Annotated in this window: 21 protein-coding genes; 8 read left to right on the forward strand and 13 right to left on the reverse strand. The window is 55.3% G+C overall.

The window, feature by feature from the left end; translation table 11 throughout:
- Window positions 1–15: 15 nt before the first annotated feature.
- The 4 genes from DFR30_RS01715 to proC form a co-directional block, all read right to left on the reverse strand.
- Window positions 16–2,004: a dynamin family protein gene (locus DFR30_RS01715; protein ID WP_132971022.1), complete on the reverse strand. Its 1,989-nt coding sequence runs from the start codon at window positions 2,002–2,004 to the stop codon at window positions 16–18.
- Between the two features lie 155 nt (window positions 2,005–2,159).
- On the reverse strand, window positions 2,160–2,459 hold the full coding sequence (locus DFR30_RS01720) for a DUF167 family protein (protein WP_132971023.1): 300 nt from the start codon (window positions 2,457–2,459) through the stop codon (window positions 2,160–2,162).
- A gap of 8 nt (window positions 2,460–2,467) precedes the next feature.
- Entirely contained in the window at window positions 2,468–3,031 is a 564-nt protein-coding gene (locus DFR30_RS01725) for a YggT family protein (RefSeq protein WP_132971024.1), read from the reverse strand.
- Complete coding sequence (gene proC / locus DFR30_RS01730) at window positions 3,031–3,861, reverse strand: pyrroline-5-carboxylate reductase (RefSeq protein WP_132971025.1); 831 nt, start codon at window positions 3,859–3,861, stop codon at window positions 3,031–3,033. The genes DFR30_RS01725 and proC overlap by 1 nt, the downstream gene beginning before the upstream one ends.
- Before the next feature lie 166 nt (window positions 3,862–4,027).
- On the opposite strand from proC, the gene DFR30_RS01735 reads away from it, so the two are divergent.
- Entirely contained in the window at window positions 4,028–5,065 is a 1,038-nt protein-coding gene (locus tag DFR30_RS01735; protein ID WP_132971026.1) for a type IV pilus twitching motility protein PilT, read from the forward strand.
- A gap of 11 nt (window positions 5,066–5,076) precedes the next feature.
- Window positions 5,077–6,192: a PilT/PilU family type 4a pilus ATPase gene (locus tag DFR30_RS01740; RefSeq protein WP_132971027.1), complete on the forward strand. Its 1,116-nt coding sequence runs from the start codon at window positions 5,077–5,079 to the stop codon at window positions 6,190–6,192.
- Between the two features lie 62 nt (window positions 6,193–6,254).
- Here DFR30_RS01740 and DFR30_RS01745 read toward each other — a convergent pair whose 3' ends face one another.
- From DFR30_RS01745 to gshB, 9 genes are all read right to left on the reverse strand, one after another.
- On the reverse strand, window positions 6,255–7,127 hold the full coding sequence (locus DFR30_RS01745; protein ID WP_132971028.1) for a dihydroorotate dehydrogenase electron transfer subunit: 873 nt from the start codon (window positions 7,125–7,127) through the stop codon (window positions 6,255–6,257).
- Window positions 7,127–8,416 (reverse strand): dihydroorotase, encoded by a 1,290-nt coding sequence (locus tag DFR30_RS01750; protein ID WP_132971029.1) that lies wholly within the window; start codon window positions 8,414–8,416, stop codon window positions 7,127–7,129. Before DFR30_RS01750 ends, DFR30_RS01745 begins: the two co-directional genes overlap by 1 nt.
- On the reverse strand, window positions 8,409–9,386 hold the full coding sequence (locus DFR30_RS01755; RefSeq protein WP_132971030.1) for an aspartate carbamoyltransferase catalytic subunit: 978 nt from the start codon (window positions 9,384–9,386) through the stop codon (window positions 8,409–8,411). The genes DFR30_RS01750 and DFR30_RS01755 overlap by 8 nt, the downstream gene beginning before the upstream one ends.
- Window positions 9,383–9,883, reverse strand: coding sequence for a bifunctional pyr operon transcriptional regulator/uracil phosphoribosyltransferase PyrR (pyrR, locus tag DFR30_RS01760; RefSeq protein ID WP_279386870.1), 501 nt, complete (start codon window positions 9,881–9,883; stop codon window positions 9,383–9,385). The genes DFR30_RS01755 and pyrR overlap by 4 nt, the downstream gene beginning before the upstream one ends.
- Window positions 9,880–10,305: a Holliday junction resolvase RuvX gene (gene ruvX / locus DFR30_RS01765; protein WP_132971031.1), complete on the reverse strand. Its 426-nt coding sequence runs from the start codon at window positions 10,303–10,305 to the stop codon at window positions 9,880–9,882. Before ruvX ends, pyrR begins: the two co-directional genes overlap by 4 nt.
- A complete protein-coding gene (locus DFR30_RS01770; RefSeq protein ID WP_132971032.1) occupies window positions 10,305–10,865 on the reverse strand; it encodes a YqgE/AlgH family protein in 561 nt (186 codons plus the stop codon). The genes ruvX and DFR30_RS01770 overlap by 1 nt, the downstream gene beginning before the upstream one ends.
- Window positions 10,866–10,923: 58 nt before the next feature.
- Window positions 10,924–11,772 (reverse strand): energy transducer TonB, encoded by an 849-nt coding sequence (locus DFR30_RS01775; RefSeq protein WP_165869060.1) that lies wholly within the window; start codon window positions 11,770–11,772, stop codon window positions 10,924–10,926.
- A gap of 61 nt (window positions 11,773–11,833) precedes the next feature.
- Entirely contained in the window at window positions 11,834–12,877 is a 1,044-nt protein-coding gene (locus DFR30_RS01780; protein WP_132971034.1) for an FAD:protein FMN transferase, read from the reverse strand.
- Window positions 12,874–13,830, reverse strand: coding sequence for a glutathione synthase (gene gshB, locus DFR30_RS01785; RefSeq protein WP_132971035.1), 957 nt, complete (start codon window positions 13,828–13,830; stop codon window positions 12,874–12,876). The genes DFR30_RS01780 and gshB overlap by 4 nt, the downstream gene beginning before the upstream one ends.
- Window positions 13,831–14,151: 321 nt before the next feature.
- Here gshB and DFR30_RS01790 point away from each other — a divergent pair, with 321 nt between their 5' ends.
- The 6 genes from DFR30_RS01790 to DFR30_RS01815 all read left to right on the forward strand — a co-directional run bounded on the left by DFR30_RS01790 (window position 14,152) and on the right by DFR30_RS01815 (window position 24,439).
- A complete protein-coding gene (locus tag DFR30_RS01790) occupies window positions 14,152–14,505 on the forward strand; it encodes a response regulator (RefSeq protein WP_243640748.1) in 354 nt (117 codons plus the stop codon).
- A 75-nt stretch (window positions 14,506–14,580) separates the two neighbouring features.
- A complete protein-coding gene (gene pilH, locus DFR30_RS01795) occupies window positions 14,581–14,949 on the forward strand; it encodes a twitching motility response regulator PilH (RefSeq protein ID WP_132971036.1) in 369 nt (122 codons plus the stop codon).
- Between the two features lie 11 nt (window positions 14,950–14,960).
- Window positions 14,961–15,506 (forward strand): chemotaxis protein CheW, encoded by a 546-nt coding sequence (locus DFR30_RS01800; protein ID WP_132971037.1) that lies wholly within the window; start codon window positions 14,961–14,963, stop codon window positions 15,504–15,506.
- 76 nt (window positions 15,507–15,582) lie between these two features.
- Complete coding sequence (locus tag DFR30_RS01805) at window positions 15,583–17,601, forward strand: methyl-accepting chemotaxis protein (RefSeq protein ID WP_207891786.1); 2,019 nt, start codon at window positions 15,583–15,585, stop codon at window positions 17,599–17,601.
- 21 nt (window positions 17,602–17,622) lie between these two features.
- On the forward strand, window positions 17,623–18,507 hold the full coding sequence (locus DFR30_RS01810) for a CheR family methyltransferase (RefSeq protein ID WP_132971038.1): 885 nt from the start codon (window positions 17,623–17,625) through the stop codon (window positions 18,505–18,507).
- 31 nt (window positions 18,508–18,538) lie between these two features.
- Window positions 18,539–24,439: an Hpt domain-containing protein gene (locus DFR30_RS01815; protein ID WP_165869061.1), complete on the forward strand. Its 5,901-nt coding sequence runs from the start codon at window positions 18,539–18,541 to the stop codon at window positions 24,437–24,439.
- Window positions 24,440–24,443: the final 4 nt, after the last annotated feature.

Below are 24,443 nucleotides of genomic sequence, written 5' to 3' on the forward strand. Positions count from 1 at the left end.
GGATGTGCGCAGGTGCTAAATAATCGCCTCTTCAGCTGTTTGTGTTATGGCAACTGAAGCCTTCGACGAATCTGTTTCCGGGGTGTATATAGTGTGGCGAATCTGTTGCAGTGCATCAATTTGTCGCTTGGTTGCACGCAGGCCGGTGTCCAGTTCCTTGATGCGTACATCCAGGGTATCACGTGATTCGCTGATGCGGCGAAGGGTCTCCAGTCGCTTCTCCATGGTTGCCTTGTGCTCCTTGATCTGCCTGACCAGCGGGTTCATGACCTCCTTGAGCCAGGCATTGGCATCCTGGTTGGCCTTGTAGAACAGGCTGCGGGTATGGCTGACCAGTGAGATGAAGAATTTCTTGACCACAAAGGACTGTCCGGTGGCGGCTGTAACCGGGCTACGCCGGAAGCTTTCCGCTTCCTGGTAAAGGCGTTCCAGGTCAGATGAAAAGCGTGCTGTCGAGAATTGCTTGGGCATAATTTGCGGCAAGCCGTGCTCTTCATGGAATTTTTTGTAGGTCGCACGGATCAGCATACGTGTCTGTTCCGAGTGGGTGGTGACCTGGTCCATGGTGTCACGGGCGCCATCGAAGAAAGTTTCCATGCCGCGTTTAAGGCCGCCGGTTGTCCAGCTGTGAGTCATGGTTTCGCGTGTTTTGTTGATGAGCCTGTCCAGCGTTTCCATGCTCAATGCATCAAGCATGCTGCGTGCCTGGTTTTGTAGCAGTCTCCGACTGTTCTGGAAACTCTCTACATTGCGCAGGTAGGCAGCCTGCTCCTCCCGGGACTTGCTCATGAGGTGCATGATGACATCGGCATTCTTGCCACGTAATGAGCGTAGCTCGGCGAGTTGTTTGGTGGTTTCGCTTTTACGGCTTTCCAGAATGGCGAGGTTTTCATCGACCATTCCGCCAACATGCTCAACAAGGTTGTTACGGATGATTTCCTGCTTGCCCGGTAATATTGTGTTGGCGATGTAGTCTTCCAGTTCGGGTATGCGACTGTTGTTGAGCAGTTTCTTGTCGCCGCGGATTTTTGCCAGAAGGGCTTTCTGGGCAGATATCGGGAATACCAGGTCAGGCGAAATGTCCAGTTGTTCTGCTGTGGAAAGTCGCTGCGACTCGATGCTGGCGTTCACAGCAGCCGAGGCTTTCAGTTCGTCCCACAAAGTATCAATCTTGTTGAGTACCACAAGCCGGTTGTGGCCGGCTTTACCACGAACCGCGCTGACATGATGCTCCCACATTTCCATATCGCTGCGTGTGACGCCGGTGTCTGCACCAAGCAGAAAGAGTATTGCCTGCGCAGCCGGTAACATACTAAGGGTCAATTCAGGCTCGCTGCCCATGGCATTCAGACCAGGTGTATCCAGTACTACCAGGCCCTGTTTGAGCAAGTCATGCGGGAAGTTGACCAGCGCATGTCGCCAGCAGGGAATCTCGACCTGGGTCGGCACTTTGCCAGTGGCTTTGAAGCCCGGGTCTGTTGCTTCATCGTAAAGGCCAAGTTTACGGGCCTTTTCCAGCGGGACCTGTCGAGTTCGAATGACCTCGTGCAACGCCTGGGCAACCTGCTCCGGGTCACTGGTATTCAGCGGCGTATGGTTCCAGTGAATGGGTTCGAGTTTAAAATCCGCAATGCTCTTGTCCTGGAGCCGTGTTTCAATCGGCAGCAGGCGGATATAGGCATCAGGGGCGTCGTGATCATAGAACAGTTCGGTCGGACACATGGTCGTGCGGCCGGCCTCGGACGGAAGCAGACGCTGACCGAAGTGAGCAAAAAACAGTGCGTTGATGAGCTCTGTCTTGCCGCGTGAAAATTCAGCAACAAAAGCAATCGTCAGGCGATCCTTGCGCAGGGCCTCTAGGGTTTCAAATATCCGGAATTCCTGTTCGCTCGAGGCCAGCTGATGGATTTCGAGCCATTCCTGAAATGCCTGGACATTGTGAATCAGTTTTTCGCGCCATTGCGTGTAATTTTTTAGACGGCGGTCAAGTTGATCCTGCTGCATGCATAGTTTCCCGCTGTAAATTATTGGGCCTGTTTGGCAGGCGTGGTCGACTTTACGCTAGAGGCGTATCTTGCTACGGGTAACGGCCAAGGTGAGGAGGACTTTAGTCTGTTTTTTATAGGCTTAGCGGGATTGTGGCTATCAGTCGGTGGCGCTTAACCATGATTTCGCGGGGAAACCGGTTCGGGTAAACGGTTGGGGTGGTTGATGCGCACCTTTTTTGTGCGCCCGTTCTGGCCACTGATCAACTCAACCTGTATGCGCGGTACCTGGCAATAGTGCGCAAGAAATCGTAGCAGGTGCTGGTTGGCCTTGCCGTCGACTGGCGGTGCGGTGAGACGAATTTTCAGCTGGTCGCCATACACTCCGACAATTTCATCCCGGCTGGCCCTGGGCTGTACCCTGATGGACAGAATCAGGTCATCATCTTGCCATCGATAACAGGGTTCCGTCATCCGCGCGGTTATAGAAAAACCAAAAAGAGGGGTAGAATCAGATATTTGGCGAGCTGAATGGCAATCAGTGCCACCAGCGGTGAAAGGTCCAGTCCGGAAATCGGCGGTATCAATCGACGACAGGGGCGCAATACCGGCTCGGTGATGCTGTATAGCAGGGATACCACGGGGTTATAGGTGCCAGGGTTCACCCAGCTGATAATGACCTGGACGAAAATTGAAAACAGGAAAACATTGAGCGCCAGTTCGGTCAGCTCACGGAGCGACAAGACCAGTAACGGCCACACAGCCAGCGGACCGCCACGTAGCAGTCCTATGAGTGTAAAGGACAGGAGTTGCAGGAGCAGCATCAGCACCAGCGCGCTGGTATCGACTTTCCCTGTGCTGGGGATGAAACGCCGCAGGGCAAGCAAAGGCGGATTAGTGACCTTGACCAGAAACTGGCAGACCGGGTTGTAGAAATCCGCACGCACAGCTGCCAGCAGGAAACGTAACATGACCATCAGGATATACAGGCCAAACAACGTGTTAATCAGGAATTCAACCGGGTTGGTTACGTAGCTTGTACCCATTACGACTTTTCTCCGAACTGTTTGGCCAGTTCGCGTGAGCGGTCACGGGCGGCCTTGAGGGCGTCATTGAACAAGGTGCGTAAACCACCTTCCTCCAGAACCGCCAGCGCTTTTTCAGTGGTGCCGCCCGGTGAAGTGACTTTTTGGCGCAGTGTGGCGGCATCATCGCGGCTTTCCAGCGCCATTTTTGCGGCGCCAAATGCAGTTTGCACGGCCAGCAGGCGCGCCGTCTTGTCGTCGAGCCCGAGTGATTGTCCGGCTTCCTGCAGGGCCTCGATAACAAGGAAGAAATAGGCAGGTCCGCTGCCGGAAAGTGCGGTAACTGCGTCCAGCAGTGACTCATCTTCAATCCACAGTGTCAGACCGACTGCCCGCAAGATGCTTTCGGCCAGCGCTTTCTGGTCATCACTTGCCGCCGAATTGGCAAACAGGGCAGTGGCGCCGCTTTGTACGAGCGCAGGTGTATTCGGCATGCAGCGTACTAACGCACAATTGCCACCCAGCCAGCGTTCCAGGTCATTGCTGCAAATCCCGGCTGCAATGGAAATAACCAGGGGATGTCGGGCTTGTACGGTGGCGGCCAGTTCACAGGCAACGTCATGCATAACCTGTGGTTTGACAGCCAGTACAACCAGCTCGCTTTGTTCGACCGCGGACGTGTTGTCCTTGGCGCTGCGGGTTCCGAATAACCGGCCCACGGCGGCCAGCTGATCCGGGTCGGGGTCGGATACCGATATACTGGCTGGATCCCAGCCATCGGCAATCAGGCCGCCGATGAGGCTGCGTGCCATGTTGCCGGCACCGATGAAAGCAAGTGGTGTTTTCTTCATGGCGCAGACCATACATCACCCCAAATGTCTGATTCAAGCGGAAAACCCGGAGTCGGCGCGGAAACCTGCCAAGCCGCTATACTTGCAGGCGCCGGGCAGGGGCGCAAGGTCAAGTTATGGCCCGGCGTGACGATAAGGAAAGCCAGAACCACAGTTGGGGAAGAGCATGGATATTGCTGAGTTACTCGCCTTTAGCGTTAAGAATAACGCATCCGATTTACACATTTCCGCGGGCCTGCCGCCCATGATACGCGTCGATGGCGATATTCGCCGGATCAACGTACCTGCACTGGATCACAAGACCGTGCACAGCCTGATCTACGACATCATGAACGACAAGCAGCGCAAGGATTTCGAGGAATTCCTGGAGACGGATTTCTCTTTCGAAATCCCCAACCTGGCGCGTTTCCGTGTCAATGCATTCAACCATAATCGTGGCGCAGGCGGGGTATTTCGTACTATCCCCTCGACCATTCTCTCGCTCGAAGAGCTGGGTGCCCCCATGAGCTTCAAGGATATCGCTGACCAGCCACGCGGCATCGTGCTGGTAACCGGACCAACCGGTTCCGGCAAGTCGACCACGCTGGCGGCCATGATGGACCATGTGAACAATGAGCGATTCGAGCACATCCTCACCATCGAGGATCCCATCGAGTTTGTGCATGAAAGTAAAAAGTGCCTGGTCAACCAGCGCGAGGTTCATCGAGATACTCACGGTTTCAACGAAGCCCTGCGTTCAGCCCTGCGTGAAGATCCGGACATTATTCTGGTCGGCGAATTACGCGACCTGGAAACCATACGCCTGGCACTTACCGCGGCCGAAACCGGTCACCTTGTGTTCGGTACCCTGCATACCAGTTCTGCAGCCAAAACCATCGACCGTATTATCGATGTGTTCCCGGCGGCCGAGAAGACCATGGTGCGCTCCATGCTTTCCGAATCACTGCGTGCGGTCATTTCGCAGACCCTGTTGAAAAAGACCGGTGGCGGACGTGTTGCCGCTCACGAAATCATGATCGGTACACCGGCGATTCGTAACCTGATCCGTGAAGACAAGGTGGCGCAGATGTATTCTGCGATCCAGACCGGTCAGGCAGTGGGTATGCAGACACTCGACCAGAATCTTCAGGAACTGGTGCAGCGTGGCCTGATAAGCCGGCTTGATGCACGTTCCAAGGCCATGAACAAAGAACTCTTTCGCTAACGGGGCGCATAATGGATTTTAATTCACTGCTAAAGCTTATGGTGCACAAGCAGGCATCCGACTTGTTTATCACGGCTGGTATGCCGCCGAGCATGAAGGTCAATGGACACATCAAGCCGGTCTCGCAGTCGTCACTGACACCGGACCAGGCGCGCGAGGTTGTCCTGAGTGTGATGACTGAGGCGCAGCGCAAGGATTTCGACGAAAACCTTGAATGTAACTTTGCCATCAGTGCTGCCGGTGTCGGTCGTTTTCGCGTCAGTGCGTTTTACCAGCGGAATCATTGCGGCATGGTATTACGTCGGATCGAAACGACCATCCCCACCCTCGATGAGCTGACGCTTCCGTCGGTGATCAAGAGCCTGGCCATGACCAAGCGTGGCCTGATTATATTTGTTGGTGCCACGGGTACCGGTAAGTCAACTTCACTGGCATCCATGATCGGTTACCGGAATGCCAACAGTACCGGGCATATTATTACCATCGAGGACCCTATCGAATATGTGCATCAGCACAACGGTTGTATCGTAACTCAGCGTGAAGTGGGTATTGATACTGAATCGTTTGATACTGCGCTGAAGAACACCTTGCGTCAGGCACCTGATGTGATTCTGATTGGCGAGATACGTACCCGCGAAACCATGGATCACGCTATTGCGTTCGCCGAGACCGGTCACCTGTGCCTGGCGACACTGCACGCCAATAATGCCAACCAGGCCATGGACCGTATTATCAACTTCTTCCCGGAAGACCGCCGTGGGCAGTTGTTGATGGATCTGTCGCTGAACCTGAAAGCCATCCTGGCGCAGCAGTTGATACCTACCCCGGACGGCAAGGGGCGTCGGGTGGCAGTTGAGGTGTTGATCAATACACCCCTGGCATCGGATATGATACGCAAGGGTGAAGTGCACAAGCTCAAGGATCTGATGAAGAGCTCCAACCAGCAGGGTATGAAGACCTTTGACCAGGCCCTGTACGAATTGTACCGTGAAGGCCAAATTACCCAGGACGATGCCATCCACTATGCCGATTCGGCCAACGAAGTGCGTTTGATGATCAAGCTGAAGGACAGCGAGGTCGAAGCTTCCAGTGCACTGGACGGTGTGACGCTGGTAGAAACACCCTGATTTGTTGCTGTCAGTAGCGGGGTGTGGGCGTGTGCTGCCCATGCCCCGTTATCGTGTGCGAGTCAGAAAACCGTGCTTGCCTCGAATACCGGGCCATCCACACAAACCCGTTTCATGGCTGCCCCTTCCGGAGTTTGTACCTTGACCACGCAGCCGGCACAGCCTCCGACCGCGCAGGCCATATATTCTTCCAGTGACACCTGGCAGGACAGCTTGTAGTCATTTGCCAGTTTTGCCACGGCCGCCAGCATCGGGTGAGGGCCGCAGGCATACACACTGATCTGCCTGCGTTGCTCATCATTCTGCTCGTCCAGCCAGCGGCGTGCCAGGTCTGTGATATAGCCCTCAAAGCAACCGCTATAGCCTTGCAGGCTGGCCAGGCGACTGGCGACACCCCAGTCATCCAGCAGAGGCATGGCAGCAATCACACCGTCCGGCATGCCGGGAACCATGATCCGGGACGGGCGCCCGGTGAACGGGAAAGGCACTTCAGACCCCATCAGCACCAGTGGCTGGCTGTCACGGGAGTTTTTCAAATGCTCGGCGAAGAAAACCATTGGCGGGATACCGACACCCCCTCCCAGCAGCAGTGCGCGTGGGCGGGACGGATCGAAGGTGAAGGGTTTACCGATCGGCCCCAGCAGGCTCAGTGTTTCCCCGGCTTCACGGTTAGCGAGCAGGCGTGTACCACGACCGACGGCCTTGTAGAGAAAGTCTACCCAGCCTTTTTCTGCATCGACCCGCATGATGGATAACGGCCTGCGCATGGCCAGCATGGGATCACAGCTCAGGTGCGCGAACTGGCCGGGTTGAGCGAGTGTGGCACATTCCGGTGCTTGCAAGCGCAGGATGTACTGGTCGCCATCGAAAGCCTGGTGTGAGATGACTTCGGCCGCTTCCAGGGCAATGGTTTCGCGGTGATCAGGGTGTTTCATCAGGCCTCGCGGGTAAAAATAATCCGGCCATCGCGCAGGGTATAGTGTACCTGTGCAGGCATTTCCCAGCCGTTGAACGGCGTATTCTTGCCCTGGCTAAGCAGGTTGTCCGGGGTGATCCGCCAGTGTGCGCCGGCATCAAAAATACAGATATCTGCGACCCGGCCAACACCGAGTTCGCCACAGGGCAGGTTGAGAATGGCGGCAGGGCCGCAGGTCACGCGGGCGATAGCCTCGCTCAGTGTGAGCTGTTCGTCCTGCGCGAGTTTGAGGGTCAGCGGTAGCAGGGTGTCGATACCGGATGCCCCTGGCTCGGTAGCCGGGAACGGCGCCAGCTTGGCATCGGCCTCGTGCGGCTGGTGGTCCGAGCAGAGCGCGCCGAGCGTGCCGTCCCGCAGCCCGGTAATCAGTCCTGCGCGATCATTCTGGGTGCGCAGAGGCGGGATGAAGTGGAAATCGGGATTGAATTCCGAGGCATCCAGGTCAGTCAGGTACAGGTATGGGATAGCAGTATCGGCGCTGACCGGCAGGCCATCGAACTGTGCACGCGCCACCATGCGTACTGCACGCTCGGTGGTGAGCCGGCAAAAGTGGGCGCGCACGCCGGTCTGCTGAATCAGTGCAAGGTCGCGCGCCACGGCGACAGTCTCAGCTGCCTCGGGAATGCCGCGCAGACCAAGGCGAGTGGATACCTGGCCTTCGTGCAGGCAACCATCAACAGAAAGTGCCGGGTCATCTGCATGCAGGAAGACTGTCAGGTCGAAGGTTGCCGCGTACTCGAAGGCACGGCGCTCGATCTGTGTCGAGGCCAGGGGTTTCAGTGCATTGCTGACACCGACACAGCCGGCCTGCTTCAATGCCGCCATTTCGCTAAGGTGTGTTCCCTGGAGGCCGCGCGTCAGGGCGCCCAGCGTGACAACGCGTGTCGCGTCAAGCTGGCTGGCACGGTGACGGATGAGCTCAACCACAGCGGGGGTATCGACGACGGGCGTGGTATCGGGCGGGCAGCACAGGGTGGTGATACCGCTGGCGGCTGCGGCGCGGCATTCGCTATCGATAGTTGCTTTGTGTTCCTGGCCGGGATCACGCAAACGCGCGCACAGGTCAACCAGCCCCGGGATAACGTGCAGGCCGCTGGCTTCCAGCGTGATGTCAGCACTGAAGCCGTCCGGCGCTTCACCAATGGCGGCGATACGACTGCCGGCAATATACAGGTCGGTTGTGTCATCGATCCCGTTGGTTGGATCGACCAGGTGCCCGCCACGGATATGGATGTTGGGCTCAGCCATGGTTTTCCTGACTGGATACGGGATGCATGGCCATGGACATCACTGCCATTCGGGTGGCAATGCCGTAGGTAACCTGTTCGAGAATCACCGAGCGTGGTCCGTCAGCCACCTGCGAGTCCATTTCCACACCACGGTTGATGGGGCCGGGGTGCATGACCGTGACATCCGGTTTCGCATTCGTCAGGCGCTCCCGGGTCAGGCCGTAGAGACGGTAGTATTCGTGCTCGCTTGGCAGCATGGCGCCTTGCATGCGTTCACGTTGCAGGCGCAGCATAATGATTACGTCGGCATCACGCAGACCTTCTTGCAGATCATGGAATACCCGTACACCAAGTGATTCCACGTGGGCCGGTATCAGGGTACGTGGTGCCACAACTCGCAGGTCACCCACATTTAGCAGGTTGAGTGCATGAATTTGCGAGCGCGCGACGCGTGAATGGGCAATGTCACCGACAATAGCGACTGTCAGGCGGCCAAAGTCGGGGCCTTTTTCGCGGCGGATCGTGAACATGTCCAGCATGGCCTGGGTCGGGTGCGAATGGCGGCCATCACCGGCATTGATCACACTGACGTGTGGCTGCACGTGGCTGGCGATGAAGTTTGCAGTGCCGCTGTCGGTATGACGTACCACAAACATATCGATATGCATCGCTTCCAGGTTGCGCAGCGTGTCCAGCAATGTTTCACCTTTCACGGCACTGGAAGCATTGATATTGATGTTGAGTACATCAGCCGAAAGCCGTTTGGCGGCCAGCTCGAAAGTGGTGCGTGTGCGTGTGCTGGCTTCAAAAAACAGGTTGACGATGGTTTTGCCGCGCAGCAGCGGAACCTTTTTCACGGATTGCTCGGTAACGCCGGCAAAGGACTCTGCGGTATCGAGGATTTCTGTCAACAGACCACGGTTCAGTCCTTCGATAGAAAGGAAATGGCGCAGCCTGCCGTCTTCACCAATTTGCAGGTTGGCGCTCATGGTGCGCGTTTAACCTCCAGTTGCAGTGGTTCCGGACCGGTCAGTTTGACGTGATCCTGTTCACCGAGTTCCATGTGCTGCCCTGTGACAGCGGCTTCTATCGGGAGTTCGCGACCGTCGCGCTCGACCAGCACGGCGAGTGTAATTGAGGCCGGGCGGCCGTAATCGAACAGTTCATTCATGGCGGCGCGAATGGTGCGCCCGGTGTGCAGTACGTCATCAACAAGAATAATGTGCCTGTCATCGACGGAAAAAGGCAGTTGCGAGGGACGAACCTGCGGGTTCATTCCGATACGGGTGAAATCGTCCCGGTAGAAAGAGATGTCCAGTTCGCCGAGCGGTTCCCTGATGTCCAGCAGCGGGTACAGTTGTTGTGCGACCCAGACACCGCCAGTATGAATTCCGACCATGGCGGTCTGCTCGTCGATCAGCACGCGCTCACGCAGTTCGTCGGCCATGTTGCCGATCAGGGCTGAAATATCGCTTGTTTTGTTCAATCGTTTGGCTCTTGCTGTAACCAGTCCTGCAGAATGACCTGTGCGGACATCGCGTCGATGTCTGTGTTTGCCTGCTCGCGCGCACTGAGCCTGTTTTCCACCACCCACGAGCTGAGTCTTTCTTCCGCCTGGTGTACCGGCAGGCGGAAGCGGCCTTCAAGCTGGCGACAAAAGCGTTTGGCCGCGTGGGTCATGTCCTGCTCGGCGCCATCCATATGATACGGGATTCCGACCACCAGTGCGCCCGGTTTCCATTCCTCTATCAGGTGACTCACTGCAGCCCAGTCCGGTTTGCCGTCGCGTGCGCGGACAGTGGTCAGTGGTGTTGCCGACCGCGTCAGCCGCTGGCCAACGGCGACACCGATACGCCGGCGTCCGTAGTCGAAGCCGAGCAGGGGTTGGCTGGCTTCACTCTCCGGCATCAGGCGTGACCGGTATCTCCGGAAAGCAGGTCGAGATCCACGCCAAGTGATGCAGCCGCAGCTTTCCAGCGCTCATCATCCGGTTTGTTAAACAGAATGTCAGGGTCGGCAGGCCCGCTGAGCCAGGCATTGTCGGCCAGTTCCTGCTCCAGCTGGCCGGCGCCCCAGCCTGCGTATCCCAGTGTGACAAGTATCTTTTCAGGGCCTTCGTCGTGCGCAATTGCCTGCAGAATATCCAGTGATGAGGTGACACCAATACGGTCGGTGACCTGCATGGTGGCTTCCCACTCGCCCAGTGGACTGTGCAGTACGAAGCCGCGCTCCTGCTGGACCGGGCCGCCGAGGTAGATGGGGATGTGTCGTGCCTCGACAGAGGCATCCCTGATTTCAATGTGCTCCAGGATTTCGCCGAGTTGCATATTCATTGGCCGGTTAATAACCAGCCCCATGGCGCCTTCTTCGTTGTGTTCGCAAATGTAGGTGACGGAATGGAAGAAATTGGGGTCTTCCAACCCTGGCATGGCAATCAGAAACTGGTTGGTGAGGAGCGATCCAGTCATACCGCTAGTATCCTGTAGCGAACCACAGAGTACAAGTGATGGTGTGTCGCGAACGAGATCAGGGCCGTGTGGTGAGCTTGTTGCTGCTGGAAAAGATCCAGGTGCGGGTTATGTAGAGAATGTCGTTGTCCTTGCGGATATTTTCCGGAAATGGAGCGAAGGGTGCTGCGAGTTTAACGATGCGTACTGCGGCATCATCGAGGATTTTGTGCCCGGACGGCTTCAGTATGGTTATGTTGCGCACACTGCCATCCGGGTAGACAGCCACCTCAACCATCAATTTCCCGGACATGCCCTGGCGGCGGGCGGCATCGGGGTAGTTGAGCTGGCCAACCCGCTCTACCTTGTGCACCCAGTCGCGCATATAGCTGGCGTAGCGGGCTTCCCGGGTACTTGCAGTAATGTAGGCGCCGGCCAGGCGTTTCGAATAAACCAGCGCATTTTGCTGGATACTCTCATTCAGTGAGAGCATTTCCTTGCTGCGGTTAATAATGTCTGCAGCATTGGGCCGCTCCTGTTTTTCCTGTGGATCGCGGCTGTCCGGTGTCTTGCGAATGTTGTTATCGCTGGTGAGCAGGCGTGTTTTCTCAGGCTGTTTTTCCGGGCTGGCAGCAGTTTTTACCTGTGCCTGCATCTGCTGGCGGACCTTGACCTTCTCTGTAGTATTGCCGGCGCCCTGCTGGCTGGACTCGGCAAGGTAATCGTAGTCTTCCGGTGGTAGTTCCTTGCCGGGATTGACCACGGTAATGTCCAGTGTCGGCAGGTAGTCATCCTGCGAGTCGCGATCAAAGGCATCAAAACTGATGCCCAGGATAATCAGTGCATGAAAGGCGGTGGCGACAAACAGGGTCAATGCCAGCCGATCAGTCGTCGGCGCTTCGAGTGCCGGTTGGTCCAGGGTTGTCATGATTTTGCTGTGCTGGTGTTCATGCATCGCAGTATGCAGTATTCATACCGGTGTGTCCCGGTCAGTGTTTTAACGAAACGACCCTGACAGACTTCCACGCCGGATCGAATACAATCTGTTTTGCCAGCCGTGGTGTAACCCACGCAACGTCCTGATCGTCTATACGCAGTACATCGGTGACGCCCATATTGACCGCAACTGATTGCCAGTGTTCCGCGCCGGCGATCAGCAGTGCAGTAGCGGCAGCATCAGCCAGTGCCGGGTCGTCGGCAATTACAGTTACCGAGCGGGTAGCGGTAGCCGGGTAGCCGCTGCGTGGGTCAAGGATATGGTGGTAGCGCCGGCCCTGGTAAATATAATAGCGTTCGTAATCACCGGAGGTGAAGACACAGGCAGCACCCTGTAATTCCAGCGTGGCGAGAGTCCCTGTATTGCGCGGGTGGCGGATACCGATGCGCCAGGGCTTGTTGCCGCCACGATTTCCACGCAGACAAAGATCACCGCCGGCATTGATAATCAGGTTGTGGATGCCCCGACCTTCCAGTAGTTCCACGGCCTTGCCGACAGAGTAGCCCTTGGCAAACCCGCCAAAATCCAGTCGAACATGCGGGTTTTGGCTACTGACAATATTACCGTCAATGGTGAGCTGAAGGCTTGACGGCTTGTGTGATAGCCACGCGTTTATCCGCTGTGGTGAAGGTGGAGGCCCTTCAGGCTCGTCCTGCTGGAAGCCCCACAACGCCAACAGTTCACCAATCGCCGGGTTGAACAGACCGCCGCTCAGGCGCTCAAAGTTTTGCCCCATGCGAATCAATTTCACAATGGAGCTGTCGGTTTGCCAGGATTTACCGGCGGCGATGGCATTATTCAGATCGTCGAGGGCGCCGCGTTGCCAGGCGTGCCAGTCGCGGTGTTGTTGCTGATACATCGCGTCTACAGCCTGCACGGCAGCGCGCGACTGTGCCGCATCGACACCCTGTGTTGTGATGTCGATCAGTGTGCCAAAGGCAAATAATTGCTGCCGGTAGACGACCTCCGGCTGTGGTTGACAAGCGGTTGCCAGCAGCAGCGCCAGAGCCAGAAAAGAAACAGCGCGTATGCTCAATGGCGTGCGTTTAGCTGATTTTCGATAGCGTCCATCAGCTCAGAGGCGATATCCAGCCCGTAGATCGAATCCAGCTCGCGGATACAGGTTGGGCTGGTGACATTGATTTCTGTCAGGTAGTCACCAATGACGTCAAGGCCGACAAACATCAGGCCACGTCGACGCAGTTCAGGCCCGACCTGTGCACAGATCCAGCGGTCGCGCTCGCCAAGCGCCACACCCTCGCCACGCCCGCCGGCGGCCAGATTTCCGCGGGTCTCGCCTTTCGCCGGGATACGCGCAAGTGCCCAGGGCACAGGCTCGCCATCAATCATCAGAATGCGCTTGTCGCCGGCGCTGATCTCGGAAATGAATTTTTGCGCCATGGCAGTTCGCTGGCCCAGCTTGGTGAGGGTTTCCAGAATGACGCTGATATTGGGGTCTTCGCGGGTTACCCGGAAAATCGACGCACCACCCATGCCATCAAGGGGTTTCAGAATGATATCCCCATGCTCATCGAGAAAGCCGCGCAGTCGGGATGGTTTCCGACTGACCAGGCTGGGCGCGCAGCATTGCGGAAACCAGCCAGTAAACAGCTTTTCGTTACAATTTCGCAGCGAATCGGCGCGATTTACGACAAGAACGCCATGCTCTGCGGCCAGTTCAAGTAAGTAGGTGGTGTACAGGAACTCCATGTTCAGGGGGGGATCCTTGCGCATCAGTACGACATCCAGAGAGCTGACAGGCTGATCTGCCATATCTGACAGTTCGAACCAGTCGTGGTCGCGGTCAAAAACCTGCAGTGATTGCATGCTGGCGGAAACCTGGCCGTCGTGCTGGTACAGGTCAGATTGTTCCATGTAAAAAAGCTGCCAGCCGCGTCGTTGTGCGGCCAGTAACATCGCGAAGCTGCTGTCTTTATACGTTTTGATGGACTGGATCGGGTCCATCACGATGCCCAGGCGGATCGTCATCGGGGTTCCTGCTGCGATCTGATCAATCGCTCAGATTGTGAACGGATTCAGGTTTGTAAAGTTTACTTGGCAATGGACGATAGATGCCAGTAGCCGCGATTGTATCGTAATTATGTCGGCAAATCGGTCGCTTGGAGCTTGTTGCGCATCACCAGAGGGAGGCGCAGGCGATAAACCGGGCGAAGTATAGAAGCGCAAGGTGGGAGTCGTATGGAAACCGTTATGGATTCGATAGAAGCAGAAAAGATGGAAACCGTAGACGAGAAAGCGAAATCCAGCAAAGAAGCCGCCAGTGATGACGGGTTTGCGGGTCTGAAGGTCATGGTCATTGATGACTCAAAGACGATTCGCCGAACGGCTGAAACCCTGCTCAAAAAAGCTGGATGTGATGTTGTGACGGCAACCGATGGTTTCGAGGCGCTGGCCAAGATTGCCGACGAAAAACCCCGCATTATTTTTGTCGATATCATGATGCCGCGGCTGGATGGCTACCAGACCTGCGCATTGATCAAGAACAACCAGGTGTTCCGGGATACCCCGGTCGTTATGTTGTCGAGCAAGGACGGGCTGTTTGATCGCGCACGCGGTCGCATTGTGGGTTCTGACCAGTATCTCACCAAACCGTTTACCAAAGATGAATTGCTGGGAGCGATCCGTGAGCACGTCATGACATGACGGAACGGTCCCGGGATCACGCCGCCAGCGGCGTACCCGTTGTGGAGCAGTAACCAACTCTAGGGGAAGAAAGAAATGGCACAAATTTTGATTGTAGATGATTCACCGACCGAAGCCCACATTCTGAAAGGCATGCTCGAGAAGAACGGTTTCGAAATCGAAACGGCCGAGAACGGTACTGAAGGTATCGAGCGCGCCAAGGAGCTGAAACCGGATCTCATCCTGATGGATGTCGTGATGCCGGGATTGAACGGGTTCCAGGCGACGCGTCAGCTGACGAAGAATACAGAGACAGCTGATATCCCGGTGATCATCGTGACGACTAAGGACCAGGAGACGGATCGTGTCTGGGGTCTGCGCCAGGGCGCAAAGGACTTCCTGACCAAGCCGGTTGCTGAAAAAACACTGATGGAAAAAATCAACGCGATTCTGGCGGCTGCCTGAGGATCAGGGATATGTCTGCACAAGATTTCGACACACCACTGGAATGGCTGGTTCACCTGGAAAGATGTTGTCTGAACCATGCGCACGGCCTCCCTCAGCAGGAAGAAGGTGATGATGAATGGATCGGAATTGGATTCCGTCTAGGGGGTCTTGATCTTGTTGCACCGTTGGGTGAGGTTGCAGAGATTCTCACGCCGCCCTCTTTGTCAAAAGTGCCGCGGACCAAAGCATGGGTCTGTGGTATTGCAAATGTTCGCGGGAACCTGATGCCGATTATGGATCTTCAGGGCTATCTTCACGACAGGCCGGCAGTATTGAACCGGCGTAGTCGAATTCTTGTTGTAAATCACAACGGGGTCTATTCGGGACTGGTTGTCGACGCGGTGCTGGGGCTCCGACACTTCAGGGAAGACCAGCGTTGTGATGAATTGCCGGGCGATGATGAGAAGATTTATCCGTATCTGAAGCATGGATTCCGTTCGGGTGCCGAGCACTGGGGTGTGTTCAGTATGTACGATCTGGCTGAAAGGCCACAGTTTTTGCAGGCCGCAGTCTAGTGGTCAGGAAAAGGTTAGTTCTTTGTAGTAATCCAATTGGGGAAGACGATCAGCTGAATAGGTCAGGAGACGAAGCATGAGTACAGCGACACAGTCCCACGTAAAGGTGGGCTCACATAAAAGGACGATGTATCTGATTGCAGCACTTCTGCTGTCATTGGGCGCCATGGTCAGCGTATTCTGGTACGTTGGCATTCAGGCCAACTATGACAAGGAGTACATCGGGTACACCAGTGAACAGCAGGTGCTTTCCCAGCAGATTGCGAAGTACGCGCTGGAGGCATCTTCGGGCGTGGACAGTGCATTCGACCAGCTGGTCCAGTACCGTGATCGATTTGAGCAGATTCTTGGTTACGAGGAAAATGGTAACGTGGTTACCGGGCTTCCTCCGAGTAGCGAGGCCATCAAGGATGACCTGGAGGCGATGAAAGCGTCCTGGTCGAAGTTCCGTGAAAGTATTGACTTCGTTGTGGACGGAAAGGAAAGCGTGGCAGTCGTTTCCGAGGCCAGTAAGGTCATAAATGAAATCATGCCAAAGCTGCAGGCCTACGATGAAGAGATCGTGGATATCCTGATGAACAGCAAGGCCAGTCGCGAAACCATTAACATCGCAACACGCCAGCTTATGCTGAGTCAGCGTATAGCAAACAACATCAACCACGCACTGAGCGGTGAAGGTGTGGAGACGGCGATTGAGCGGTTCTCCGAGGACGTCGAAGCGTACGGCACGGTGCTGGATGGCATGGTTCGTGGTAACGACACCATGAAGATGGTCAAGAACGAAGACGTACAGACCAAACTGTTTGAAACGTCGATGCTGTTTACCATTGTCTCGGATTATGTTGAAGAGTTGCTCGACATGTCTGAAGATCTGCTGGAGATTCAGAAATCAGCCAGGAGCATAGCATCCCAGTCTGACGAGCTGTTTGCCGGTGCGCTGCGCTTGCAGAATGCCTATTCGTTGGCAGCAGACCTGCGCACAGTTCAGCCCGAGATGGCATACGTCTTTGGTGTAGTCAGTCTCCTGGTGCTGTTCCTGCTGGGTATGCAGGTGTATCGCGATCAGGAAACCCGTCGTAAACAGGCAGAGAAAGAAAACACCGACAACCAGGAAGCTATTCTTCGTCTTCTTGATGAAATGGGCAACCTGGCCGATGGTGATTTGACAACTTATGCTACTGTGACCGAGGATTTTACCGGCGCTATTGCTGACTCGGTCAACTATACCATCGACGCCCTGCGTGACATGGTGACGACCATCAATGAAACATCCGGCCAGGTATCGGCGGCAGCCAGGCAGACGCAGGAAACTGCGCAGCACCTGACAGAAGCCAGTAGTCACCAGGCAGAAGAGATCACCACTGCCACAACAGCGATTAACGAGATGGCCGTATCGATCGACGAAGTGTCCCGCAATGCCGAGGACACGGAACAGATGGCGGTGAAATCGGTTGAATTCGCCGGTAAGGGTGGTGACACCGTTCGTCGTAACATCGAAGGTATGGATCGCATTCGTGAAAACATCCAGGAAACGTCGAAACGTATCAAGCGCCTGGGCGAAAGCTCCCAGGAAATCGGTGATATCGTTGAACTGATCAACGACATCGCAGAGCAGACCAACATCCTGGCATTGAACGCCGCTATCCAGGCGGCAATGGCTGGTGAAGCAGGCCGTGGTTTCGCGGTGGTTGCTGATGAAGTCCAGCGTCTCGCTGAGCGTTCAGGTAATGCTACCAAGCAGATTGAAGCACTCGTTAAAACCATCCAGACCGATACCAATGAAGCGGTTATCTCCATGGAGCAGAGTACTGCGGGTGTGGTAAACGGTGCACGACTGGCCGAGGAGTCCGGGGAAGCGCTGGATGAGATCATGAATGTGTCTGATGACCTTTCTTCCCTGATCCAGAACATCTCTGCATCTGCCCGCCAGCAGTCCAAAGCGGCAGCGAATATCTCCGAAACCATGCATGTTATTCAGGAGATCACGACCCAGACATCTGCCGGTACCAACGAAACGGCAGCATCCATCGGTAATCTGGCAGGTCTTGCAGACGAGATGGGCGGATCAGTCGCCGGCTTCAAGCTTCCGGAATAACGGAGAGGAAACGGAGCGATCGTGTCAGATCCGGCCGGACAATCCGGTGCAGTATGCGAACCCCGGCAACAAGCCGGGTGTTCACAGCATATTGATGATCGCCAGTTTGCCAGATGGACACGGCTGCTTGAAGGACGCGCAGGGCTGTTTATTGCCCCGGAGCGAAAGTCCTTCCTGGCAAGTGGGCTCAGGGCAAGGATGCGTGAAACCGGGTGTGAGGATCTCGCTGAGTATTATCAGCTTCTTTCATCACCTGCCATGCAGGCAAGGGAATGGCCGCTGCTGGTTGATCAGCTTACGGTTCATGAGACTTGCTTTTTCCGCCACGCACCATCTATGCGCCTGGTAGAAAAAGTGGTTTTGCCGGAGCATTCTGCAAGCATGACGACCTTCAATGCATGGAGTGTTGCCTGTTCAACGGGCGAGGAAGCCTACAGTCTTGCAATGCTGATTGACCATTTTTATGCAGGTAACAGTACAGCCAGGCGGTTTGGTGTGACTGGAACAGATATCAGTCTTCCAGCCCTGCAGCAGGCAAGAACCGGGGCCTATATGGATCGACGCCTCAAAGATATCCCCGAAGATTTTCGGGAAAGATATTGTACCCCGGTAATACAACGCCGGTTCGAGGTGGAGAAAGAGTTGCGTGAACGAGTCTGTTTTGCGCAGCTGAATCTTCGAGATGTAGCTTCTGCGCCGATGGCAGATATGGACCTTGTTTTTTGTCAGAATCTTTTGATTTATTACGATCGGGAACGGCGGCTGGAAATTGTTAACAGCCTGTCGGATTGCCTCAGACCGGGGGGGGTGTTGGTGCTGGGGCCGGGGGAATTGCTGAATTGGCAACATCCACATATGGAGAAAGTGCGTTACCAGGATACGCTTGCGTATCGCCGCACGGACTAAAAGCACTTGGTGCAGGATGGAAGGAACTCAAATGAATCAGGTAATCGACTTCAGTACACTGACGTGGGTTAAGAACGAGCTGGACGAAACGCTTAAAGAGGCGCGCCAGTCACTCGAGGCATACGTTGAAGACACGTCGGATGTTGCCCGGCTGGGCTTCCTTTCGGCGCATTTGCACCAGGTCTACGGGACCCTGCAAATGGTCGAGTTATACGGCGCTGCATTACTGGCAGAGGAGATGGAGCAGGTTGCAGTGGCGCTGGCCGATGGCAAGGTTGCTCAACAGGATGATGCTTGCAATGTGCTTATGCGTGCAATTCTGCAATTGCCCGATTATCTTGATCGTCTGATTTCAGGTAGCCAGGACATACCTCTGGTGCTGCTGCCGATCCTGAATGATTTACGCGCCGTCAGGGGGGCAAACCTGCTTTCCGAAAATGTTATGTTCTCCCCTGATCTGGGTGCAGCATTACCTGGAGATGTTGCGTCTTATACCGTCGAAGGGGACCTGGTTGCTGATGCCAAACAATTGCGCCATCGGTTCCAGATTGGTCTGCTTGGCTGGTTCCGTGCTGGAGCAAATGAACAGAAGTCGCTGGATTCCCTGTCCGAGGTGCTTGACAAACTTCATGGTCTGGGTGGCGATGTATCTGTCACACGCCTCTGGTGGATTGCAGCGGGTGTGATCGATGCGGTACAGGCAGGCAGCCTTGAAGGCGGTGTGTCAGTAAAGCGCCTTATGGGTCAGGTTGACAGGCAGATCAAACGACTTGTTGATCAGGGCGAAGCTGCACTTGCGAAAGAACCGGCCACTGATCTTGCTAAAAATCTACTGTTTTATGTTGCGCAGTCCAGCGGGGCCGGTGAGCGCGCCGAGGCCATACAGGCGACCTATCAGTTACAAGAGCTCCTGCCCGGTGAGGAAGAGATGGCATCCGCCAGGGAGAGTCTGTCTGGCGCAAATACCGATTTGTTCGAAACCGTTGCTGTCGCAGTCAAGGAAGAGCTGGCGCGTCTGAAAGACCAGCTGGATGTTGCGCTGCGCGGTGGATGTGAAGACTCCGATGCACTTGGTGAAATGGTGCAGACACTGGGTTCCCTGGGCGATACGTTGGGTATGTTGAGCCTTGGTGAGGCGCGTGCTGCAGTTGTTTCCAAGGTTGACGAAATAAAATCGTACCAGAATGCAGGTGAGGCACCGCCGGACACGGTATTGATGGATGCTGCCAGTACTCTGCTGTTTGTCGAGTCCTCTGTTGAGTCCATGGGTTCCGGGCGTGCTATTGACGTATCGGAAGAAACTGTCGATGAGCACCTGGCGAAGTCTGAATTCAACCAGGTTATGGATGTTGTCCTCCAGGAAGCAATCGCGGATCTTGCGCGTGCCAAGGAAGCGATAGTTGGTTTTACCAAGGGTGGTGAGGATGCCGGTGACCTTGGTGAAGTTCCCCAGTGGTTCAACCAGGTCAAGGGTGGGCTGCTGTTACTGGAAGAGACACGCGCCGCGTCGATTATTGATGCCGCCGCAAGATATATAGAAGACAAGCTTATCCCCGGTGATGCAGAAGTAGCGACGCAGGAACTGGATTCACTTGCGGATGCGATTTGTGGCCTGGAGTATTATCTGGAAAGTCGCCGCGAAAACCGCATGTATGGTCATTCAGCGATGAATGTGGCCGAGAAAGGTGTCGAGACACTCGGCTACTCTATTCAGGGTGATGAAGCCGGACAGCCGGAGGATAGCCCGGAAGGTCAGGCTGAGTTTAACGATGTGCTGGAACCCTTTGATCCGGATCCGGGCAGAGAATCGGAAGCAGCCGGAACTGACGATACAATTGAAGATGCCGGGCAGGCGGATATTGACGTCGATGTACAGGCCAGTGATAAAGAAGCTGTTGCGATTAGCGACTTGCCGGACTTGCCTGATAGGGATGTTGTTGAGCTGCCGGCGGCGGAACAGCGGGAAAATAGTGCTGTAGCTGAAGAAGGTCCTGAAGTTGCGGAGCACGTTGATGAGTCTGGGCTGTCAGCTGATGAAGAGGTCTCATCAATCGAGGAAGAAGATGATGGCCTCGCCATCATTGGTGACGAGGTCGATGAAGAAATCCTGGAGATCTTTATCGAGGAAGCCGAGGAAGAAATCGAGAGTCTCGGTACCCGCCTACCGATGTGGATTCAGAATAATGAAGACCGTGATTCCCTGGATACGATTCGACGTTCATTCCATACGCTGAAAGGCAGTGGTCGGCTGGTCGGCGCCATGCGTATCGGAGAATTCGCCTGGGCTTACGAGAATATGCTTAACCGGGCCATTGACGGGACCATCGAAGTAAATGCTCCGATGACGGATATCCTGGAACGCGCGCTCGATGCACTTGTTGACCTTGCAGGGCAGGTAAAGAACGGTTCTCCTGTAACCAGGCCCGTTGGTTGGCTGATGAAGGCTGCGGATGCTATCAGTAAGGGAGAGGAACTTCCGATAGCACCGGAACCCCTCGCTCAGGCCGCAGTACCTGATGTGGAGGTAGATACAACGCCGGAATCAATCACACTGCAAGAGCCCGTGCTGGAAGATGTGGCACCTGAGCTTGTAGAAACGGATTATCAGGATCAGGCCGACGAACCGGCTGAACTGGCGGCGGGCGATGACGACCTTATTGTCGACAGTGTAATGGACCCGATGCTGTACGAAATATTCAACTCGGAATCGCGCGGTCACCTGGAAGTTATTCGCCAATTCCTTTCCAGGGTCGACAATGGCGATTCCTGTATTGATGATACCTTGATACGTGCCCTGCATACGCTGCATGGCAGTGCGCACATGGCGGGAAGTGACCCGATTGCAGATCTTTCGGGTGAGCTGGAGCAGTATACCAGGCGGTTGTTCATGGCCCAGGAAGGTATGCCTGAGCCGGGTTGTGCCGCACTACAGGAAAGTGTGTCGCAGATCCAGAGTATGCTCGACGTACTCCCCGGGGAGCACCGCGCGCCGGAAGGTTTTGATGAGATTCTGTCGCGTATCACGGCATTGCGTGAATCTGCACCGTCTGTGCAGGCAGTGGCAGAGCATCCGGAGGACATTCATGAAGCAGAAGCCGGAATCGACAGTGATGCTGAGCCGGAATCTGTCGGGGAAAGCCGGCTTTACGTTGACATAGACCCGGAGCTGCTGGAAATCTTCCTGGAAGAGAGTGACGAAAACCTGGAAACAAGTGATGCTGCACTGAACCGGTGGCGTATGGACAGCAATGATCGTGAGGCACTGGCCGAGCTGCAGCGCGCGTTACACACCGTAAAGGGTGGTGCGCGGATGGCTGACCTTGGTCCGGTAGGTGACCTCGCTCATGCAGTTGAATCCCTGATTATTACTGTTAATGACTGTGGTAGCGGCGAAAACGAACAGGCTTTGCATGGTGTGCAGAGTGCCCAGGATGCCCTGGTCGGCATGCTTGACGAGGTGCGTGGAAACAGGCCGCTGAGCACGCAGAACGAACTGATCGAGGAACTCCAGGCATTGCGCGAAAGCGTGCTGTCCAGGAGTCATGATGATGGAAGCCCGGTAGAAGAACCTGAATCGCCGGCAGAAGAACTCCCGGTTGCCAATGACCCCTATGCTGAAACAGACCCTGAGCTGCTTGAAGTGTTCCTTGAGGAAGCGGCAGACATACTCGAACACAGTGAAGAGACGCTTCAGAACTGGAAAGATGATACTGAAAACCGTGAATTAATGGCGGAATTCCAGCGTGAACTGCACACGCTGAAAGGTGGTTCCCGTATGGCGGACATCACTGCCATTGGTGATATTTCGCACGCTGTGGAGTCGCTTGTAGAGAAAGTTGGTGCCGGAGAGGCTGAGGCGACCCCGCAGGTATTCGGGTTGTTGCAGGAAGTACACGATGTGCTGGCTGGCATGGTGGCAGATGTTGCAGAGCACAAGCCGGTTGCCGACACGCCAGAGCTTGTTGCCGAGCTCGAAGCGCTTCGCGAGGGGAGAAAGCCCGCCAAGCGTAAAAAGCGGAAACCTGCAAAGGTGGAACCTGCTGTACAGCCAATGGTTGTCGAGAAAGATGTTGAGACTGAGGAGCGTCGGGTCCATTCCAGATCCAGCCAGGAGCTGGTCAGGGTAAAGGCTTCCTTGCTTGATAATCTCGTAAACTATGCCGGTGAGGTGAGTATTTATCGCTCACGTCTCGAGCAACAGGTTGGTGCTTACCGCTTCAACCTGGTCGAACTGGAGCAAACAGTTTCGCGTGTGCGCGAACAGTTGCGCAAGCTGGAGATTGAGACCGAGGCGCAGGTATTGTTCCGCTATGAGCGCGAGGCAGAGGAAAATGACGGTGAGCAGGAGTTCGATCCACTGGAAATGGATCGCTATTCCCATATGCAGCAGCTGTCCCGCTCTCTTGTGGAAAGTTGCAGCGATCTGGGCAGCTTGCAGGGTCTGCTTGATAACATAACCCGCGAATCAGAAACATTATTGTTACAGCAATCACGGGTTAATACAGAATTACAGGAAGGGCTGATGCGTACCCGCATGGTGCCGTTCCTCGGGCTTGCGCCACGCATGCGTCGGATCGTTCGCCAGACTTGCCAGGAACTGGGCAAGCAGGCAGAGCTGGAACTGTCCGGCGCTGAAGGCGAAATGGACCGTGCAGTGGTTGACCGGATTATTGCGCCAGTGGAACACATGTTGCGTAATGCAATATCCCACGGTATCGAGACACCCGAGCAGCGTCTCAAGGCGGGCAAGCCGGAAGCCGGAACGATACGTATTACTTTCGAGCGTGAATCCTCTGACGTGGTGCTCAGGATGTCAGACGACGGTGCAGGTATCAGCCTGGACGCAATCCGTGACAAGGCGATTGAGCGTGGGCTGATGGAAAAAAATGCCGTACTAAGTGATAACGAAGTGCTTCAGTTTATTCTCGAGACCGGCTTCAGTACCGCAGATAAGGTCACGCAGGTTTCCGGGCGTGGTGTCGGTATGGATGTGGTGAACAGTGAAGTCAAACAGCTTGGTGGCTCACTGCATATTGATTCCAGGCAGGGTGAAGGTACGACTTTCACTGTCCGTCTGCCCTTTACCCTGGCATTGAACCAGGCTTTGCTCATCGAAGTTGGTGAAGATACCTACGCAGTTCCGCTGTCAAGCATTGAGGGTATCGTGCGTATGCGCCGTGAGGATCTGAAAGCTTACTACGATGATCCCGAGTCTCGTTTCGAATACGGTGGTTACGAGTACGAAGTACGCCACCTGGGCAGTGTATTGGGAACCGGAGCGCCACACCTGGGCAGCGCGCAGAAGCGATTACCGGTGCTGCTTGCACGAACCGGTGATCATGGAGTGGCTTTCCATGTCGAGAATCTTCTGGGTAGTCGTGAAATTGTCGTCAAGTCAGTCGGCCCGCAGATCAGCACAGTTCGGGGCGTGTCCGGTGCAACCATCCTGGGTGACGGGCGTGTGGTCATGATTCTTGATGTGGTTGCCATGTTGCGTAGTGTCGGGTCTGGCAGTGGTATGATGGAGCAGGTTGAAGAGCTCATGCAACGGCCGGCAGAGCGGCAGGGTGTGACAGTCATGGTTGTCGATGATTCGATTACGGTGCGCAAGGTAACCACCCGTCTGCTCGAGCGCAACGATATGAATGTCATATCGGCAAAAGATGGTGTCGATGCCGTTTCCAAGCTACAGGAAAATATCCCTGATATAATGCTGCTCGATATCGAAATGCCACGCATGGATGGTTTTGAGCTTGCAACACATATTCGCAATGAAGCACGCCTGCGCGATATTCCGATCATCATGATTACGTCACGTACGGGCGACAAGCATCGCCAGCGCGCCATGCAGATTGGTGTAAATCGCTACCTGGGTAAACCCTTCCAGGAAAGTGACCTGATGGAAAATATAACGGAATTGCTCGAGGAATAGATTC

This window comes from Thiogranum longum (assembly GCF_004339085.1).
Taxonomy (GTDB): Bacteria; Pseudomonadota; Gammaproteobacteria; order DSM-19610; family DSM-19610; genus Thiogranum; species Thiogranum longum.

Excerpts from the sequence above, each read along its gene's own strand:
- DFR30_RS01715 (WP_132971022.1), bottom strand. The coding sequence starts at position 2,004 with ATGCAGCAGGATCAACTTGACCGCCGTCTAAAAAATTACACGCAATGG.
- DFR30_RS01720 (WP_132971023.1), bottom strand. The coding sequence starts at position 2,459 with ATGACGGAACCCTGTTATCGATGGCAAGATGATGACCTGATTCTGTCC.
- DFR30_RS01725 (WP_132971024.1), bottom strand. The coding sequence starts at position 3,031 with ATGGGTACAAGCTACGTAACCAACCCGGTTGAATTCCTGATTAACACG.
- proC (WP_132971025.1), bottom strand. The coding sequence starts at position 3,861 with ATGAAGAAAACACCACTTGCTTTCATCGGTGCCGGCAACATGGCACGC.
- DFR30_RS01735 (WP_132971026.1), top strand. The coding sequence starts at position 4,028 with ATGGATATTGCTGAGTTACTCGCCTTTAGCGTTAAGAATAACGCATCC.
- DFR30_RS01740 (WP_132971027.1), top strand. The coding sequence starts at position 5,077 with ATGGATTTTAATTCACTGCTAAAGCTTATGGTGCACAAGCAGGCATCC.
- DFR30_RS01745 (WP_132971028.1), bottom strand. The coding sequence starts at position 7,127 with ATGAAACACCCTGATCACCGCGAAACCATTGCCCTGGAAGCGGCCGAA.
- DFR30_RS01750 (WP_132971029.1), bottom strand. The coding sequence starts at position 8,416 with ATGGCTGAGCCCAACATCCATATCCGTGGCGGGCACCTGGTCGATCCA.
- DFR30_RS01755 (WP_132971030.1), bottom strand. The coding sequence starts at position 9,386 with ATGAGCGCCAACCTGCAAATTGGTGAAGACGGCAGGCTGCGCCATTTC.
- ruvX (WP_132971031.1), bottom strand. The coding sequence starts at position 10,305 with ATGCCGGAGAGTGAAGCCAGCCAACCCCTGCTCGGCTTCGACTACGGA.
- DFR30_RS01770 (WP_132971032.1), bottom strand. The coding sequence starts at position 10,865 with ATGACTGGATCGCTCCTCACCAACCAGTTTCTGATTGCCATGCCAGGG.
- DFR30_RS01775 (WP_165869060.1), bottom strand. The coding sequence starts at position 11,772 with ATGACAACCCTGGACCAACCGGCACTCGAAGCGCCGACGACTGATCGG.
- gshB (WP_132971035.1), bottom strand. The coding sequence starts at position 13,830 with ATGACGATCCGCCTGGGCATCGTGATGGACCCGATCCAGTCCATCAAA.
- DFR30_RS01790 (WP_243640748.1), top strand. The coding sequence starts at position 14,152 with ATGGTCATTGATGACTCAAAGACGATTCGCCGAACGGCTGAAACCCTG.
- pilH (WP_132971036.1), top strand. The coding sequence starts at position 14,581 with ATGGCACAAATTTTGATTGTAGATGATTCACCGACCGAAGCCCACATT.
- DFR30_RS01800 (WP_132971037.1), top strand. The coding sequence starts at position 14,961 with ATGTCTGCACAAGATTTCGACACACCACTGGAATGGCTGGTTCACCTG.
- DFR30_RS01805 (WP_207891786.1), top strand. The coding sequence starts at position 15,583 with ATGAGTACAGCGACACAGTCCCACGTAAAGGTGGGCTCACATAAAAGG.
- DFR30_RS01815 (WP_165869061.1), top strand. The coding sequence starts at position 18,539 with ATGAATCAGGTAATCGACTTCAGTACACTGACGTGGGTTAAGAACGAG.